Source organism: Paenibacillus sp. FSL H7-0331, assembly GCF_001956045.1.
The window spans coordinates 1-14,928 of the sequence record NZ_MRTH01000052.1 but is presented as its reverse complement, the minus strand read 5'-3'; the positions used below and the strand labels follow the sequence as shown (position 1 = coordinate 14,928).

Genomic DNA, 14,928 nt, shown 5'->3' with positions numbered 1-14,928 from the left:
CACATATCAGCTTTATCCATAGGAGGGCTTGAATTTGAATGTACTCATAAATAAAAAACAAATCACTGCATATACAGCTATACTCGGTCTGACCGGAAGCTTGCTGGCAGGCTGCGTATCAAGCGACAAAGCCAGCAACGCCAATTCCGCTGCTAATTCAGACCCGGCTTCAACCGCTCCGGTCAAGCTATCGTATTGGGTAGCCATGCCTGCTGATGCTGCCCGGTCTGTAAAGAGTTTTAACGAAGTGCTCTTCTATCAAGAGCTTGAGAAGAAAACGGGAGTCAAAATCGATTTTCAGCATCCTGCAATCGGCAGTGAAACCGAACAGTTCAACCTGATGATCGCATCAGGCAACCTGCCAAACATAATTGAATCCGATTTCACCAAATACCCGGGAGGACCTGAGAAAGCCATCTCCGACAAGGTACTGATCAAGCTTAACGATGTCATCGACAAGAATGCGCCCAATCTGAAAAAATATTTGGATGAGCATCCCGAGATTCGTAAGGATATCGTCACCGACGATGGTACCATTTATGTGTTCCCAGGCATAGGAATCGGTAATAATGCGGTTTCAGGAGGACTGGTGCTGCGCAAGGACTGGCTCGACGAATTGGGGCTTGCCGTACCGGAAACGATCGACGACTGGACGAATGTGCTGCGCCAGTTCAAGGAGAAGAAATCGGCCAAGACACCGTTCACGATTCGGTTGAATGATCTTAATACGCAGCTGTTTAACGGTGCCTATGGCATTGGCTATGAATTTTATATGGATCAGGGACGCGTCAAGTATGGTCCCTATGAGCAGGGCTACAAAAATTATTTGACACAAATGAGTGCGTGGTACAAGGAAGGGCTGATCGATCCCGATTTTGCCACTCAGGATGCCAAATTACTGGACGCTAAAGTGACGAATGGCAGCGCAGGAGCGCTATTTACTTACATCGGCAGTGGGATGGGCAAATACTTGAACAGCACGCCGGGCAAAGACGGTAAATTTGATCTCGTTGGCGCACCTTATCCGGTTCTCAAGAAAGGCGAAGAGCCCAAATTCATCAACAAGCCTTATGAATATCGCGGTGGCGGAAGTGCAGGGATTACACCGTCGAATAAAAATGTAGCAGCAACGGCTAAATGGCTCGATTATCACTATTCCAATGAAGGCCATATGCTCAAGTCATTCGGTGTCGAGGGTCAGACCTACAATATGGTTAGCGGCTATCCGAAATATTCGGATCTTATTCTAAAAAATCCCGACAAGCTGTCCGTAGGTGAAGCGATGTCCAAATACTTGCGTGTATCTACGCCATCGCCCGGCCTTGTTGGAGACGATCGTTATGCAGACCAATATTACGTCTACAAGCAGCAAAAGGAAGCTTCAGTCACGTTCAGTAAACATCAGAAAAATGCGAACGACGTGCTGCTGCCACGCGTCAGTCAGACACCTGAGGAAGCATCCGAATTGTCGGCGATTATGGCCGAAGTGACGACTTACCAGAGCGAGATGTTCCTCAAATTCATTATGGGTGCAGAACCCATCACCAATTTCGACAAATACACGGCTCAACTGAAAAATATGAAAATCGAGCGTGCTATCGCGATCAAGCAAGCTGCTCTGGACCGTTACAACAAACGGAAATAGGAGTGAACCTCATGAGAAGCTGGTTGATCGATTATCGAAAACACAAATATTTGTATCTGATGATTTTTCCTGTGCTGCTGTATTACATCCTGTTTCATTATGTGCCTATGTACGGGGCGATTATTGCGTTCAAGGATTACAGAATCGCTGAGGGCTTCACAGGAAGCCCTTGGGTAGGGTTTAAGCATTTTCAAAGTTTTTTCGAAAGCTATTATTTCTGGCGTCTGCTCAAAAACACACTGCTGCTCAATGTGTACCAGCTGCTGTTTTCATTCCCTGCACCGATCATCTTCGCTCTGCTTATTAACGAACTTGCCGGGCGGTTGTTCAAGCGTATCGTTCAGACCATCACGTATTTGCCTCATTTTATTTCCTTGATCGTGATCTGCGGTATGATTACCCAGTTCGTTTCGCGTGAGGGTTTTATTACCGACCTGCTTGTGAATTTCTTTGGGATGGAGCGTACGGCGCTTCTGGCTCATCCTGAATATTTCCGGTCTGTGTATGTGCTCTCGGATATTTGGCAAAGTGTAGGCTGGGGCTCGATCATTTATTTGGCAGCCATTACCGGCATTAATCCCGAGCTGTATGAAGCGTCCCGCATTGATGGTGCTAACAGGTGGAGGCAGACGCTGAACATTACACTGCCTGGCATCGCACCGATCATTATTATTTTGTTCATTCTGAAAATCGGCCATATGCTTGATGTCGGGTTTGAGAAAATCATTTTGCTGTATAACCCGAATACGTATATTACCGCAGATGTAATTAACACGTTCGTGTACCGCAAAGGACTTGGCGCCACCTTCGAGTTCAGCTATGCAACGGCCGTCGGCTTGTTCCAATCGGCGATGAATTTCCTGCTGCTCATTATTGCCAATAAAATCAGCCGGAAGCTGAGTGAAAACAGTCTATGGTAAGGGGGATTTATTGATGTCCGTGAACACTATCCGCACAAGCACAGGTGAAATCGCTTTCCGATATGTCAATTGGCTGTTTATGCTGGCGATGATCATCATCACACTGTATCCGTTTGTATACGTCCTGATGTCCTCCTTAAGCGACTCGCGGCTGCTGCTGTCTCATACCGGGGCACTATTTTGGCCGCAGGGCTTTACGGTGAGCGCCTACAAGCTCGTTTTTCAAAATCCGAACATTCTCCGAGGTTATGGCAATACGTTGTTTATCGTAGTGCTCGGCACTTTGCTAAACCTCATTTTCACGTGTATGGGAGCGTATGTGCTGTCCCGCAAAGGGGTGCCCTGGTCCAAATATGTGATGCTGCTTATTGTGTTCACGATGTTTTTCTCGGGCGGAATGATTCCTTCTTACCTGCTCGTCAACAATTGGCTGCATCTGGGCAACAGTCTGCTGGCGATGATTATTCCGGGCATGATTTCTACGTGGAATCTGATTATATTGCGGACTTCCTTCGCCTCCATACCGGAAAGTCTGGTTGAATCGGCCAAAATAGATGGTGCTCACGATTTTACGATTTTATCCCGTGTGGTGATTCCGCTGTCTCTGCCGGTTATGGCGGTTATGGTGCTGTTCTATGGTGTTAGTCATTGGAACGCCTGGTTCTCTGCCATGCTGTATTTGCGTGAACGAGATCTATATCCGCTCCAGCTAATTCTTCGGGAAATATTAATTCAGAACAGTACGGAGTACATGACGAACCAGTCTTCAGCGGGTGAAATCGAATCCGTCGGCGAAAGTATCAAGTATGCGACGATTATGGTAGCTACCCTTCCGATATTATTCGTGTATCCTTTTATGCAGAAATACTTTGTTAAAGGTGTTATGATTGGGTCAATTAAAGGGTAAAGCTTTTCGCCAAAGCCATAAGTCCGTGGAGCGTGAACATCTTGAATGGCCTGAAAATGAACAGCGTGCGTGGCCGATGGCTTCGTTCCTATGCTGCAGTCCTGTTGATACCTATAGCCATGATGCTAGTTGCGTACTTTCAAACCCGCAGCGTACTTGAAGACGAGATCAATCGTGCCAATTCAGCCTTGCTGACCCAGCTTCAGCAGGATATTGACAGTCATATCGATTATGCTTACCGACTAAGCGAAATGATCGCTTTTAATTCGAAGGTACGCCAGTTCATGCGTTCAACGGGTACAATCGGGCCAGAAGAACGAATAGCGATGGTGCAAGCACTGTCCGATTTCAGATTATATACGAACACGACTCGTTATGTGGACAGGTTTTATGTGTATTTCCGCAGTGGTGACTTTGTGCTCACCGAAGGGTCTTATTATGATGCGCGTATGTATTATGATTTGCAGCAATCCACCTCGGGTCTTACCTATGAGGAGTGGAAGCAGTTTCTCGCTCAGCCGTATCGAGGGCAGTTTTTTAGCATGCAGCCGATAGAAGGGCAGCCTCGTACAGGAATATTGTTCGCGCAATCACTACCGATAGAGGCTCGTAATGCGCCTCTCGCTACACTCGTTATTGAATTGAACGAGGAGAGGCTGCTGTCGGCCATTCGGAACATCCAATCTTACAATCAAGGTAAGGTCTATATTCTTGACGGTACCAATCAACTGCTGGCCTCCTCGGAAAAACGAACGGGTACCGCTCGCAGCTTTGAGAGTCTGAATGGTGAAACCGGTTTTGTCCGTAGTCAGTGGGATGGTGAGGACGTCATGCTGTCGTATATCCAATCCAACCGGACCAACTGGAAGTATGTATATGCACTGCCTATGCGCCTGTACAGCCAAAAGGCGGAATACGTCCGTAATCTGACGATACTTACGGTACTGTTGGCGCTTGCGATAGGAATTGTACTCGCTGTATTGATGGCCCGCCGCCAATATGATCCTCTCGGAAAGCTGGTCCGCTCGGTTGCCGCGCGCTCCAAGCTGGACCCGGGTACGGTTGGGAACGAATACGATTATCTGGAGGAAGCCATCGACAGTACGCTCGATCATAACAATCAGATGAACCGGATCATCGAAAAACAAAAAAATGTGCTGCGCTCGAACCTGTTCGTCAGGCTGCTCAAGGGACGGGTGGAGAACGATTTCCCTGTTATCGAGGTCATGTCGGAATACGGAATCGTGCTCAGATCGGATTACTTTGCTGTACTGCTCATTTATTTGGAGGATTTTAGCGGCTTCTTTCGTCAGGACGAAACCGATGTCGAGAAAAAACGTGAGTTTGTGAGGCATATTATTTCCAATATTGTGGAGGAGCTTATCGGACAGCAGCATCAGGGTTGGATGACAGAGATCGACGAAATGCTGGCCTGCACGATTAATTTCACTTCAAACCTTTCCACTGAGGAAGCCAAGCAGGAGATGCTGCAGCTTACGGAAGAAGCTCAACGTTTTATCGGCAGCCGATTTCATATATATTTCACTGCTTCGGTAAGCACGATACGCCGTTCTGTCGCTGAGCTGCCGACTGCATATCAAGAGGCGATGGAAGCCATGGAATATAAAATGCTGCTTGGCGCGCAAAAAATTATTTTTTACGATCAAATCCAAAGCTTCAATCACTCCTACAGCTATCCGTTGGAGAAGGAGCAGCAGTTGATCAACCATGTGAAGGCAGGCGATTACGAACAGGCCAAAGGTATTTTGGATGAGGTGATTAAGCATAATTTATCGGAAGAAAGCTTGCCGATGGATATGGTCCGCTGTCTGCTGTTCGACGTCATCAGCACCATGATGAAGGCTGCGATCGAGGTGAATCTGAATCAGTCGGAGCTGTATGAGGAGAACAGGACAACGATTCAGGATCTAATGAACGGTGTCAGCGTATCGGCGATGCAGGAACGAATGACTCTTTTTCTGGGTAAGGTGTGCAGTCATGTGGACTCGAAGAAAAAAAGCCATAACTTTCGTCTCAAGGAGGATATTCTTGAGTTTATTAATGAACAGTACCGCGATCATAACCTGTCAATCAACACCATATCGGCCCGCTTCGATATCCATCCCTCCTATTTGTCACGTTACTTCAAGGAGCAGGTCGGGGATACGCTGACGGATTATATAAACAAGCTTCGGGTGGACAAAGCTAAGGAGCTGCTGCGCAATGACGAAATTTTTATTAAGGATATTTGCGACCTGGTCGGATTTTACAGCATCAGTACCTTTATCCGCCTGTTCAAAAAATACGAAGGCGTGACGCCAAGCTCCTACAGGACTTCCAACGATCTGAAATGAGAAAAAAAGGGAAAATCTGTTTGACCTCGAATTCTATGTACATAAGACTTGTCAATTCAAGCATACATAGAGAGAAGAGGAAGCTGCATATGTTCAGACGTTTAAGCAAACAAAAAATCGGTGCGCTGCTAATTGCACTGCCAATGGTACTTAACGGGTGTCAGGCGGTTGGAGGATTGGATGTTAACAAAGCTATTTTTGAGGCTTCGACTGCACAGTCGTTGGAAGGCAAGTCAACCATAATCTTTGATCTTGTTCCGGGTGATCAAGCACAGGCAAGGGCTTTTTCAAAAGAACAGACAGTCATGAAGCTGTTAGAGCATATTGAAATCCATCACGACGCTATTAAAATGGATAGTGCGCAGAATGTTTCTTCAACGGGCTATATCACCATCGCCAATCATAAAATCGCTTTTCAAACCTACATGACCAAAGAACAGGTCATTATCGCTTTGGAAGGCGGCAAAAAGCCCATCGTGATCGATCTGACTTCCTCCAGCACTGGAGACCTCCCTCCTGTTCTGGTTAAACAAATGGAAGAGAGGTTTGAGCCATTTGTGAATAGTCTGAGCTCTTTCCTCATTAAGCAGCTCCCTAATCCAGGTAAACTGAACGTGGAAAACGTGAGGGAAGTTGTCAACGGAGAGACACTTTCCCTTAACAAAATACACGGTGAGATGTCAGGCAAAGAGCTGATACCGCTGGCAAAAACATTTGTAACCAATTTGATGCAGGATGACAAGGCGCTGAAGCAATTAATTGGCGAGTTGTACGACCTGCTCTACCCGATACTCTCTCCTCAGCTGGATCAATGGATCCAGGACAACAAGGACGGTAAAGCCTTACAAAATCCATTAGAAGGCTACCCTATACCTGAAACGCCGGGAAGCAAGGCTAGCGTGGATTCGCTCATTGGAATGCTGGATATTTTGAAAAACCGCGATATGACAATTGAGGTGATTCATACCGAGATCAAGCAGCTGTCGGTTTTTGTTCTTCTCGGTCTCCACGCCAGAAAGGAACAGGAATTGCAGGAGAGTCTGCCGTTTTTAAATGATTCAACCCGTGTGAAAGCAGATTTATACGTGGACAACACGATGAAGCTGCGCAAATCCAATCTGGAGATTGAAGCTACTTCATTGAACGCGGTATCGAGGGGAAGTCTCTCCTCAGCCAAAATCTCGATAGCGGGGGAATACTGGAACCTCAACAATCCGGTCAAGTTGGTTCCATTGACTGCCGATGAGGATGCTTTGGTTCTGGAAAAGGGAATAACTGCCGTTGATGTGCTGCGCAATTTTACACCTTCCTCTGAAGCGTATCGGCTGCTCAAAGACGATTTGGGCATCTCGAAAAAAACGGTGCTGCTTCTGATGGATGGCGATCGTTACAAAGCTAACAGCAGAAAACCGTTCCTTGAAGACGGTGTGGCGATGGTACCTACCACATTCCTCAGCGAAAAATTGGATCTGCGTGTGGATTGGAACGAGGAGGCACAAACCGTCACCATCATCGACCCGGTAAATTTAACGACGATTAAGCTGAATTCAGGAAGCCAAACTGCCCTGGTGAATGGCGAGGAAATACAGATGGATAAGGAAATGCTCCAGCGTGATGGCATCCATTTTGTACCGCTGACGTTTATCGTCACACAACTTGGTGGTCAAACCGAGTGGTATAACGAGGCACGAAGCATTCAGATAACCAGATAACAACGGCTGCCGCTCAATGCTGAGTATACATGCACCAATAACCTGCCATTAACACTCTTCATGAGACAATGGCGGGTTATTTTTGCTTGTAAGCAGTACATCAAAGTCGTATTGAAACCCATTTTTATCCGAAAATAATCCAATTATCATAGTGTGTTTTAGAGTGTGAACGCATTTTTTATGAAATGTCAACTTTTAGTGAGATTATTTCCGCAAATTGTGTTAAAATAATAAGGTTATGACTAAGTAATTTTATTATGAGAAAAGGTTGTGAAGTGATGACTTCGTTTGAAGATTGGAACCAGAAGGTTAAGAAGACGTTCAATGCTACCAGTAATGAAGAAGTTCTGACCATTACTGAAGCTGGAGCCCTGCTGGGATTGTCCAAGGATGCAATGAAAACATATGTTGATAAACATAACCTCACGAAAATTAAAATTATGAGAAGCACACATAGATATCTTTTGCTGAAAAGTGAAATGGATAGTTTACTCAAGTCTTAAAATGAAGATTTTACTTGATTACCCCATTTGACTTGCATCACAGGTTGAATTTGCATATAATACTGCTAGTAGTTGCATATCATGAAATGCGTTGACGGAGACAAGTAAGCAGTGCCTCTTTACAGGGAGGAGCCGCCGGAGATTGAGAGCGGTTCTACAGAAACAGGCTGCCGAATTTCACTCCTGAGCAGTCCTTTGAAACCACGGTCTCTGATCGCTGGCAAGTAGAGGGAACCGGCTATGAACGTTCGCGTTCTAGAACCGTTAATTTCAATCAAGCGAAAGCTTTGCTTGTTGCTGGAATTCGATCATGAGGATCGTTGCCCGGAATGGAAGCTTTTCGAAACAAGGGTGGTACCACGACGTTTTCGTCCCTTTCCGGGATGAGGGAACGTCTTTTTTGCGTTGAGATGCGTGATACAAGTGCGGTGAATCAGAGGCGCTGCGCGACCAAAGTATTTTCCGATTGCTGTTGTTACCGTATTTTCTGATTATCTAAATGATTTAGTTGTGAAAATACGGTAACAAAGGCACCGCTTCGCTATCTCCAAATTACTTTGGTCGCTTCGCTCATGATTCACCGCACTTGTATAGTGGGATTAGGTTAGAGAAATGGGCAAATGAATAGGATTTTTAGACAAGGGAGGATTAGCAAATGAAAGAACGATTAGAGGCATTAAAGGTAGAGGCTTTGCTAGAGCTTGAGCAAGTCACGAATCAACAGCAGTTAAACGATATGAGAATCAAATATTTGGGCAAAAAAGGTCCGTTAACCGAGGTTCTGCGTGGCATGGGAGCGTTAAGTGCAGAGGAACGTCCAGCAATAGGTCAGGTGGCCAACGATGTACGCGGCGCCATCGAGGCGGTTATTGAGAGCAAGCAGGCTGAATATCTGCAAGCCGAAACGGAGCTCAGACTTCGCGCCGAAACCATAGATGTAACACTTCCGGGCAAGCCGAGCGGAGTGGGTGCTGCTCATCCCCTGAGCAAGGTGATCCAGCAGATCGAGGATATTTTTATCGGTATGGGCTATACCGTTGCAGAAGGTCCGGAGGTTGAACAGGATTACTACAACTTTGAAGCATTGAACCTGCCCAAGAACCATCCGGCACGCGATATGCAGGATTCCTTTTATGTGACAGAGGATATTTTGATGCGTACCCATACTTCACCTGTACAGGTACGTACGATGGAGAAAATGAAGGGCGAGGTTCCGGTACGAATCATCTGTCCGGGACGTGTGTATCGCCGCGATGACGATGATGCGACACACAGCCATATGTTTACACAAATTGAAGGACTTGTGATCGATCGCAATATCCGCATGAGTGATTTGAAAGGAACGCTGCTGCAATTTGTTCAGGAATTATTTGGCAAGCAAACGCAGATTCGGATGAGACCGAGCTTTTTCCCATTCACAGAGCCAAGCGCAGAGGTTGACGTTACGTGCTCCATGTGCGGCGGAACAGGCTGTCGCGTATGTAAACAGAGCGGTTGGCTGGAAATTCTCGGATCAGGAATGGTGCATCCGAAAGTGCTGGAAATGGCAGGCTACGATCCGGAAGAGTACAGCGGATTTGCCTTTGGCTTAGGTGTGGAGCGTGTGGCTATGCTTAAATACGACATTGAAGACATACGACATTTCTATACGAATGACCTTCGATTCCTGAAGCAGTTCGTACATGTATAAAAAGAGAGGAGCGTGAGCGAAGATGAAGGTTTCATATCAATGGTTGTCTCAATATGTCGATGTGAGCGGAATTACGGCTGCTGAGCTGGCGGAAAAGCTAACACGCAGCGGCGTTGAAATTGATAGCGTAGAGGATCGCAATAAAGGTGTGGAGGGTGTGTTCGTCGGATTCGTCAAGTCGCGTGAAAAACACCCTGATGCCGATAAACTGAGCGTTTGTAAAGTGGATGTAGGTCAGGGAGAGGATTTGCAAATCGTCTGCGGAGCCAAAAATGTCGATGCCGGACAAAAGGTGCCTGTCGCTATAGTTGGAGCCAAGCTGCCGGACGGTTTGAACATTAAACGCGCCAAGCTGCGCGGTGTAGAATCGCAAGGCATGATCTGCTCGGCCAAGGAGTTGGGTCTGAACGACAAGCTGCTGCCTAAGGAAATCCAGGAAGGTATTCTTGTGCTTCCCGAGGATACGGAGATTGGTGCAAGTATTTTGGATGTGCTGGGGATCAGTGACGAAGTGTTGGATTTTGATTTGACTCCTAACCGTTCTGACTGTCTCAGCATGCTGGGTGCGGCTTATGAGATCGCTGCGATATTGGGTCGTCCTGTACGGCTACCGGACGCGGAGCAGGGAGCTGCAGACACTGTTGGCGCTGGTAAAGCGGCCCGTCCAGCTTCTGAGCAGATTTCTGTTGAGATCACGGCGAAGGAGCAGTGCTCTCACTATGCCGCTAAGCTGATTGAAGGCGTACGTGTAGGCACTTCCCCATTGTGGATTCAAAATCGTTTGATGGCAGCAGGCATTCGACCCATTAATAATATAGTAGATATTACGAACTATGTAATGCTGGAGTACGGACAGCCGCTGCATGCGTTTGATGCAGATAAGCTGGACAATGGCCATATTGATGTTCGGCTGGCACAGTCCGGAGAAAAGCTGGTTACTCTTGACGGTGTGGAGCGCAGCCTGGAGCCGCATATGCTGCTTATTACGGACGGTAAGAAGCCAGTAGCGATTGCTGGTGTTATGGGTGGCGAAAACTCCGAAGTCACATCAGGCACCACAAGGATTTTGCTGGAATCGGCCAAGTTTGATGGAGGTACAGTTCGTAAAACCTCACGTCAGCTTGGACTGCGTTCAGAAGCATCTCTGCGTTTTGAAAAGGAAGTTAATCCCGAGGCTGTACTGCCTGCGCTCAATCGTGCAGCAGCTTTGATGAGTCAATATGCAGATGGACAGGTAGCTGCGGGAACAGTGGAAGCTGTGTCCAAGCAGCACAACCCGGTTCGTATAGAGCTGAGCGTTAGTCGGATTAATGCTTACCTGGGTACTACTTTGTCTGTAGAAGAGGTTAGCGAGATTTTCAAGCGTCTGCATTTTGATGCGGAAGTGAGTGGGGAGACGTTCCATGTAAATGTACCAAGTCGTCGTGGTGATATTACCCGTGGTGTTGATTTGATCGAAGAAGTTGCTCGTCTATATGGCTACGACAATATTCCGACAACATTAATGACGGGTGTAACGACTCCAGGTGCATTGAATAAGGAGCAGGCTATTCGCCGTTTGGCGCGTACATTGCTCACTGGAAGCGGTTTGTTTGAAGCCGTGACCTATTCCTTTACACATCCGCAGCAAATCAACGATTTTCCGGGAGCCTTTAAAGAATCGAAGCCTGTTACTTTGTCCATGCCAATGAGTGAGGATCGGAGTACACTTCGTACCAGCCTGATTCCGCATTTGATGGAGGCAGCTACTTATAACCGTAATCGCAATACGGATGATGTGGCGCTTTTTGAAATCGGCAAAGTATTCGTGACTAATGAGGTTTCATTAACCAAGCTTCCTGAGGAACGGCTGATGCTTGCGATTTTGTTAACAGGAAAACGTCAGGCAACACATTGGAGCGGGAAGTCGGTAGAGGTTGATTTTTATGATTTGAAAGGTGTATTTGAAAATCTTGTCGGTTACCTCGGTCTTACCGGGAAGATTGGCTATACAGCGGCGCAGCCGGATGGTTTCCATCCTGGAAGAACAGCCAATATTACATTGCAATTGCCCGAAGGAGACCAAGCTCAAGTCATCGGAACACTGGGTCAGCTTCATCCAACGCTTCAGCAGCATCGGGATTTGGCTGATACTTATGTGCTTGAGGTCGATTTCCAGGCTTTGGCCGCTTATGCGGATGAGCAAATTACGTATAGTCCGCTGCCACGTTTCCCAGCAATTGGTCGGGACTTGGCTGTAGTCGTTAACCGTGATTTACAGGTGGGTGAACTGACGGCCAAGGTGAAAGAAGTCGCTGGCGCGTTATTGGAATCGATCCAGGTGTTCGATATTTATACAGGCGATCGTCTTGGAGTGGATAAGAAAAGTGTAGCGTTGGCGTTGGTATACCGTACTTTGGAGCGTACGTTAACAGACGAAGAAGTTAGTGAATTGCATGCACAGGTGTTAACGGCACTGGAGCAATCTTATGGCGCCGAGCTTAGAAAATAGAAAGAAAATAGAATAGCAGCCGCATTTGATTTTTATTTAAGTCCATTTTATGGAAATTGATGAAAATCCCTTGCTGTAGCAGGAAAAAAGCTTCCTCGTATCGAAATAAATGAGATACGAGGAATTTGTTTATAATATCGGAATTTATAAGTTTTCAGCAGAGCTGAATACTCCGATATTGCAAGAAAAGCAACCTATTGGACACGAAGGTATGCTTGTCGAATAGGCTTCGATCAGAAGCTTTACTTATGAGTCAAGAAAGTTTAACTTCCTTGAAAGTGCAAAGCGCTTATGGAACTTTCTGCTCGCAAGAAAGGCATCATCTACAACACGAATGTATCTTCGTCGAGTAGGCTTCGATGAGTTGTTTTTCTTATGTGGGATTCCGAAAGGAGAGCTTGTTGTGAGTAATGAAGGCAAAATTCGGATGACGGTAGATATTTTTGGCAGTCAATACAAATTGGTTTCAGAAGCAAGTGTTCCCCATATGAAACGTGTGGTGGCGCATGTTAATGAACAAATGCAGAAAATTTCCGCGGGTTCCCCGCGTTTGGATACACCTAAAATCGCCGTTTTGGCGGCTGTTCACATGTCAGACGATTACTGCAAAATCAGAGATGATTTGGAACAAATACAGGTTCGACAACAACAGATGGAAAAATCGCTTCAAGAGCTTGCTGTATTACAGGAGCAGCATGTCCAGCTTTTGCAGGATTTGGAGAAGGAACGCGATCACGCGCAGCAGCTGGAAGCAGGAGGCCTTCAGCTGGAGGCGGAACGAACAAAAGCATTGGCTGAGATTGAGCGCTTGAAAGCGTCCGCACTGGAGTTTGAGCAGCGACGCAGGCAGCTTGAGGTCGAGCAGCAAGAAGAACGAGAGGCTCGCGGCAGACTGGAAAAGCAGCTGGGTGCTCTCAGGCAAGCATCGAAGGAGCAACTGGAGGCTCAGCAGCGGTCCAATCAGGAGCAGCTGGAAGCTGAGCGTGAAGCTTCAAGAGTAGAGCTGGAATTGCAATTGCAAGTGCAGCAGGAGGCTTCTGATCAGTTGTTGGAGGCTGAGCGTGAAGCTGCCAGGGTGCAGTTGGAAGCCGAGCAGGAGTCAGCAAGGCAACAACTGGAAGCTCAGCAAGCGGCCTCGAAGCAACGGCTTGAGGAACAGCGTATTGCTGCTGAGGAGCAGCTTAAGCAGCTGCAGCAGGTGAGAGACGAACTGCTGGAACGTAGCCTATTGCAGGAAGCTGAGCTGGCCGACCTTACAGAAAGAGCTGATGCAGCTGCTGGGCAGCTGGCAAGCCGTCTGGAGGAAAAAGAGCTTCTGGAGCAATTGCTGGAACAGCAATCACTGGAACAAGCGAGCCTGAATGCGCAGCTTGAGAAGCAGACAACTGAAGCTAATGAATTTAAGCAGCTGAGTGAAAACAGGCAGCAGCTCATAGAAGAATTAAGTCTGCAAAATGATCAGCTTCAGGAACAGATCCGTTTCCGTCAGGAAGAATATGATCTTCAGCTGGAACTGCATCAAGAATTGGAAGAGCGGCATCAATCGGAGCAGGCGCGGAGTTCATCCTTTCAAGCTGAATTGAAGGAGCTGCAAGCCAAACAAATTCAACAGCAGCTTGAGTTCGACCAGCAATTAGACAAAGAACATCAGCTTCAGCAGCAATTAGCAGAACAGATCGAGCAGGGAAAAGGCGAGCTGAATGAACTGAATGAGCGCTTGAAGCAGCATCAGCGTGACAAGGAAGCGGCAGCGACACAGCTTCGCGAGCAAAGCGAACAGTTGGCTGAACTTCAGATCCAATTAAACAGTGGACTCGAAGAGGTCCAACTGCAGCAAGAGCTCTATGCCGAGCTGCAAGCACGGACTGATGAGCTGAATGAAAAGCTGCTGGAAAGTGCTGAAGCGCTCAAAGAGCGGGAGAATCAGCTGCATGAGCAGCAGGAACGTCACGAGGCAGAACGGCTTGAGGCGCAAAAGAGTTATGAAGAAGAGCGGCTTGAGCGTGAGGTGGAACTCGAGGCTCAGAAAGCACAAGCGCTAAAAGAGCGCGAGGCGGAGCTGGGGGCACAGAACGAGCAGGCGCTGAAAGAGCGAGAAGCGGAGCTCGAGGCGCAGAAAGTGCAAGCGCTGCGTGAGCAGCAGGAGTGGCATGAAGCGGTGCTGCAAGAGCGAGAAGAGCAAAGTGCTGTAGCGATTCGAGAGCGTGAAGCGGAGTTGGAAGCGCAGAAGGCGCAGGCACTGAGAGAGCTGGAAGCACAAAAAGCGCAAGCGTTGCGTGAGCAGCAGGAGTGGCACGAAGCGGTGCTGCAAGAGCGAGAAGAGCAAAGCGCTGTAGCGATTCGTGAACGTGAGGCGGAGCTGGAAGCGCAGAAAGCGCAGGCGCTGAGAGATCGTGAAGCGGAATTGGAGGCGCAGAAAGCGCAGGCGCTGAGAGAGCGTGAAGCGGAACTGGAGGCACAGAAATCTCAAACGCTGCGTGAGCAGCAGGAGCATCACGAAGCGGTGCTGCAAGAGCGAGAAGAGCAAAGCGCTGTAGCGATTCGTGAACGTGAGGCGGAGCTGGAAGCGCAGAAAGCACAGGCGCTTAGAGATCGTGAAGCGGAGCTGGAAGCACAGAAATCGCAAGCGCTGAGAGAGCAGCAGGAGTGGCACGAAGCGGTGCTGCAAGAGCGAGAAGAGCAAAGCGCTGTAGCGATTCGTGAACG

8 protein-coding genes and 1 pseudogene are annotated in these 14,928 nt (G+C 47.6%); all 9 read left to right on the top strand.

Annotation, left to right across the window (positions count from 1 at the left end; translation table 11 throughout):
• Positions 1–34: 34 nt before the first annotated feature.
• Positions 35–1,645, top strand: coding sequence for an extracellular solute-binding protein (locus BK127_RS37570; RefSeq protein ID WP_076237811.1), 1,611 nt, complete (start codon positions 35–37; stop codon positions 1,643–1,645).
• 11 nt (positions 1,646–1,656) lie between these two features.
• Positions 1,657–2,565: an ABC transporter permease gene (locus BK127_RS37565; protein WP_076237810.1), complete on the top strand. Its 909-nt coding sequence runs from the start codon at positions 1,657–1,659 to the stop codon at positions 2,563–2,565.
• 13 nt (positions 2,566–2,578) lie between these two features.
• Positions 2,579–3,472, top strand: coding sequence for a carbohydrate ABC transporter permease (locus tag BK127_RS37560; protein ID WP_076237809.1), 894 nt, complete (start codon positions 2,579–2,581; stop codon positions 3,470–3,472).
• Between the two features lie 41 nt (positions 3,473–3,513).
• Positions 3,514–5,826 (top strand): AraC family transcriptional regulator, encoded by a 2,313-nt coding sequence (locus BK127_RS37555; RefSeq protein ID WP_076237808.1) that lies wholly within the window; start codon positions 3,514–3,516, stop codon positions 5,824–5,826.
• An 89-nt stretch (positions 5,827–5,915) separates the two neighbouring features.
• Positions 5,916–7,538 (top strand): copper amine oxidase N-terminal domain-containing protein, encoded by a 1,623-nt coding sequence (locus BK127_RS37550; protein ID WP_076237807.1) that lies wholly within the window; start codon positions 5,916–5,918, stop codon positions 7,536–7,538.
• Positions 7,539–7,816: 278 nt separating this feature from the next.
• Positions 7,817–8,041, top strand: a complete 225-nt coding sequence (locus BK127_RS37545; protein WP_076237806.1) for a MerR family transcriptional regulator — start codon at positions 7,817–7,819, stop codon at positions 8,039–8,041.
• A gap of 655 nt (positions 8,042–8,696) precedes the next feature.
• A complete protein-coding gene (gene pheS, locus BK127_RS37540; protein ID WP_076237805.1) occupies positions 8,697–9,731 on the top strand; it encodes a phenylalanine--tRNA ligase subunit alpha in 1,035 nt (344 codons plus the stop codon).
• Positions 9,732–9,753: 22 nt separating this feature from the next.
• On the top strand, positions 9,754–12,222 hold the full coding sequence (pheT, locus tag BK127_RS37535; protein ID WP_076237804.1) for a phenylalanine--tRNA ligase subunit beta: 2,469 nt from the start codon (positions 9,754–9,756) through the stop codon (positions 12,220–12,222).
• Between the two features lie 403 nt (positions 12,223–12,625).
• Positions 12,626–14,928, top strand: a pseudogene (locus tag BK127_RS37530) (hypothetical protein); the annotation flags it as partial.

Bases quoted from the DNA above. Each gene is read 5' to 3' on its own strand.
- BK127_RS37545 (WP_076237806.1), top strand. From the start codon at position 7,817: ATGACTTCGTTTGAAGATTGGAACCAGAAGGTTAAGAAGACGTTCAAT.
- BK127_RS37550 (WP_076237807.1), top strand. From the start codon at position 5,916: ATGTTCAGACGTTTAAGCAAACAAAAAATCGGTGCGCTGCTAATTGCA.
- BK127_RS37565 (WP_076237810.1), top strand. From the start codon at position 1,657: ATGAGAAGCTGGTTGATCGATTATCGAAAACACAAATATTTGTATCTG.
- pheT (WP_076237804.1), top strand. From the start codon at position 9,754: ATGAAGGTTTCATATCAATGGTTGTCTCAATATGTCGATGTGAGCGGA.
- pheS (WP_076237805.1), top strand. From the start codon at position 8,697: ATGAAAGAACGATTAGAGGCATTAAAGGTAGAGGCTTTGCTAGAGCTT.
- BK127_RS37560 (WP_076237809.1), top strand. From the start codon at position 2,579: ATGTCCGTGAACACTATCCGCACAAGCACAGGTGAAATCGCTTTCCGA.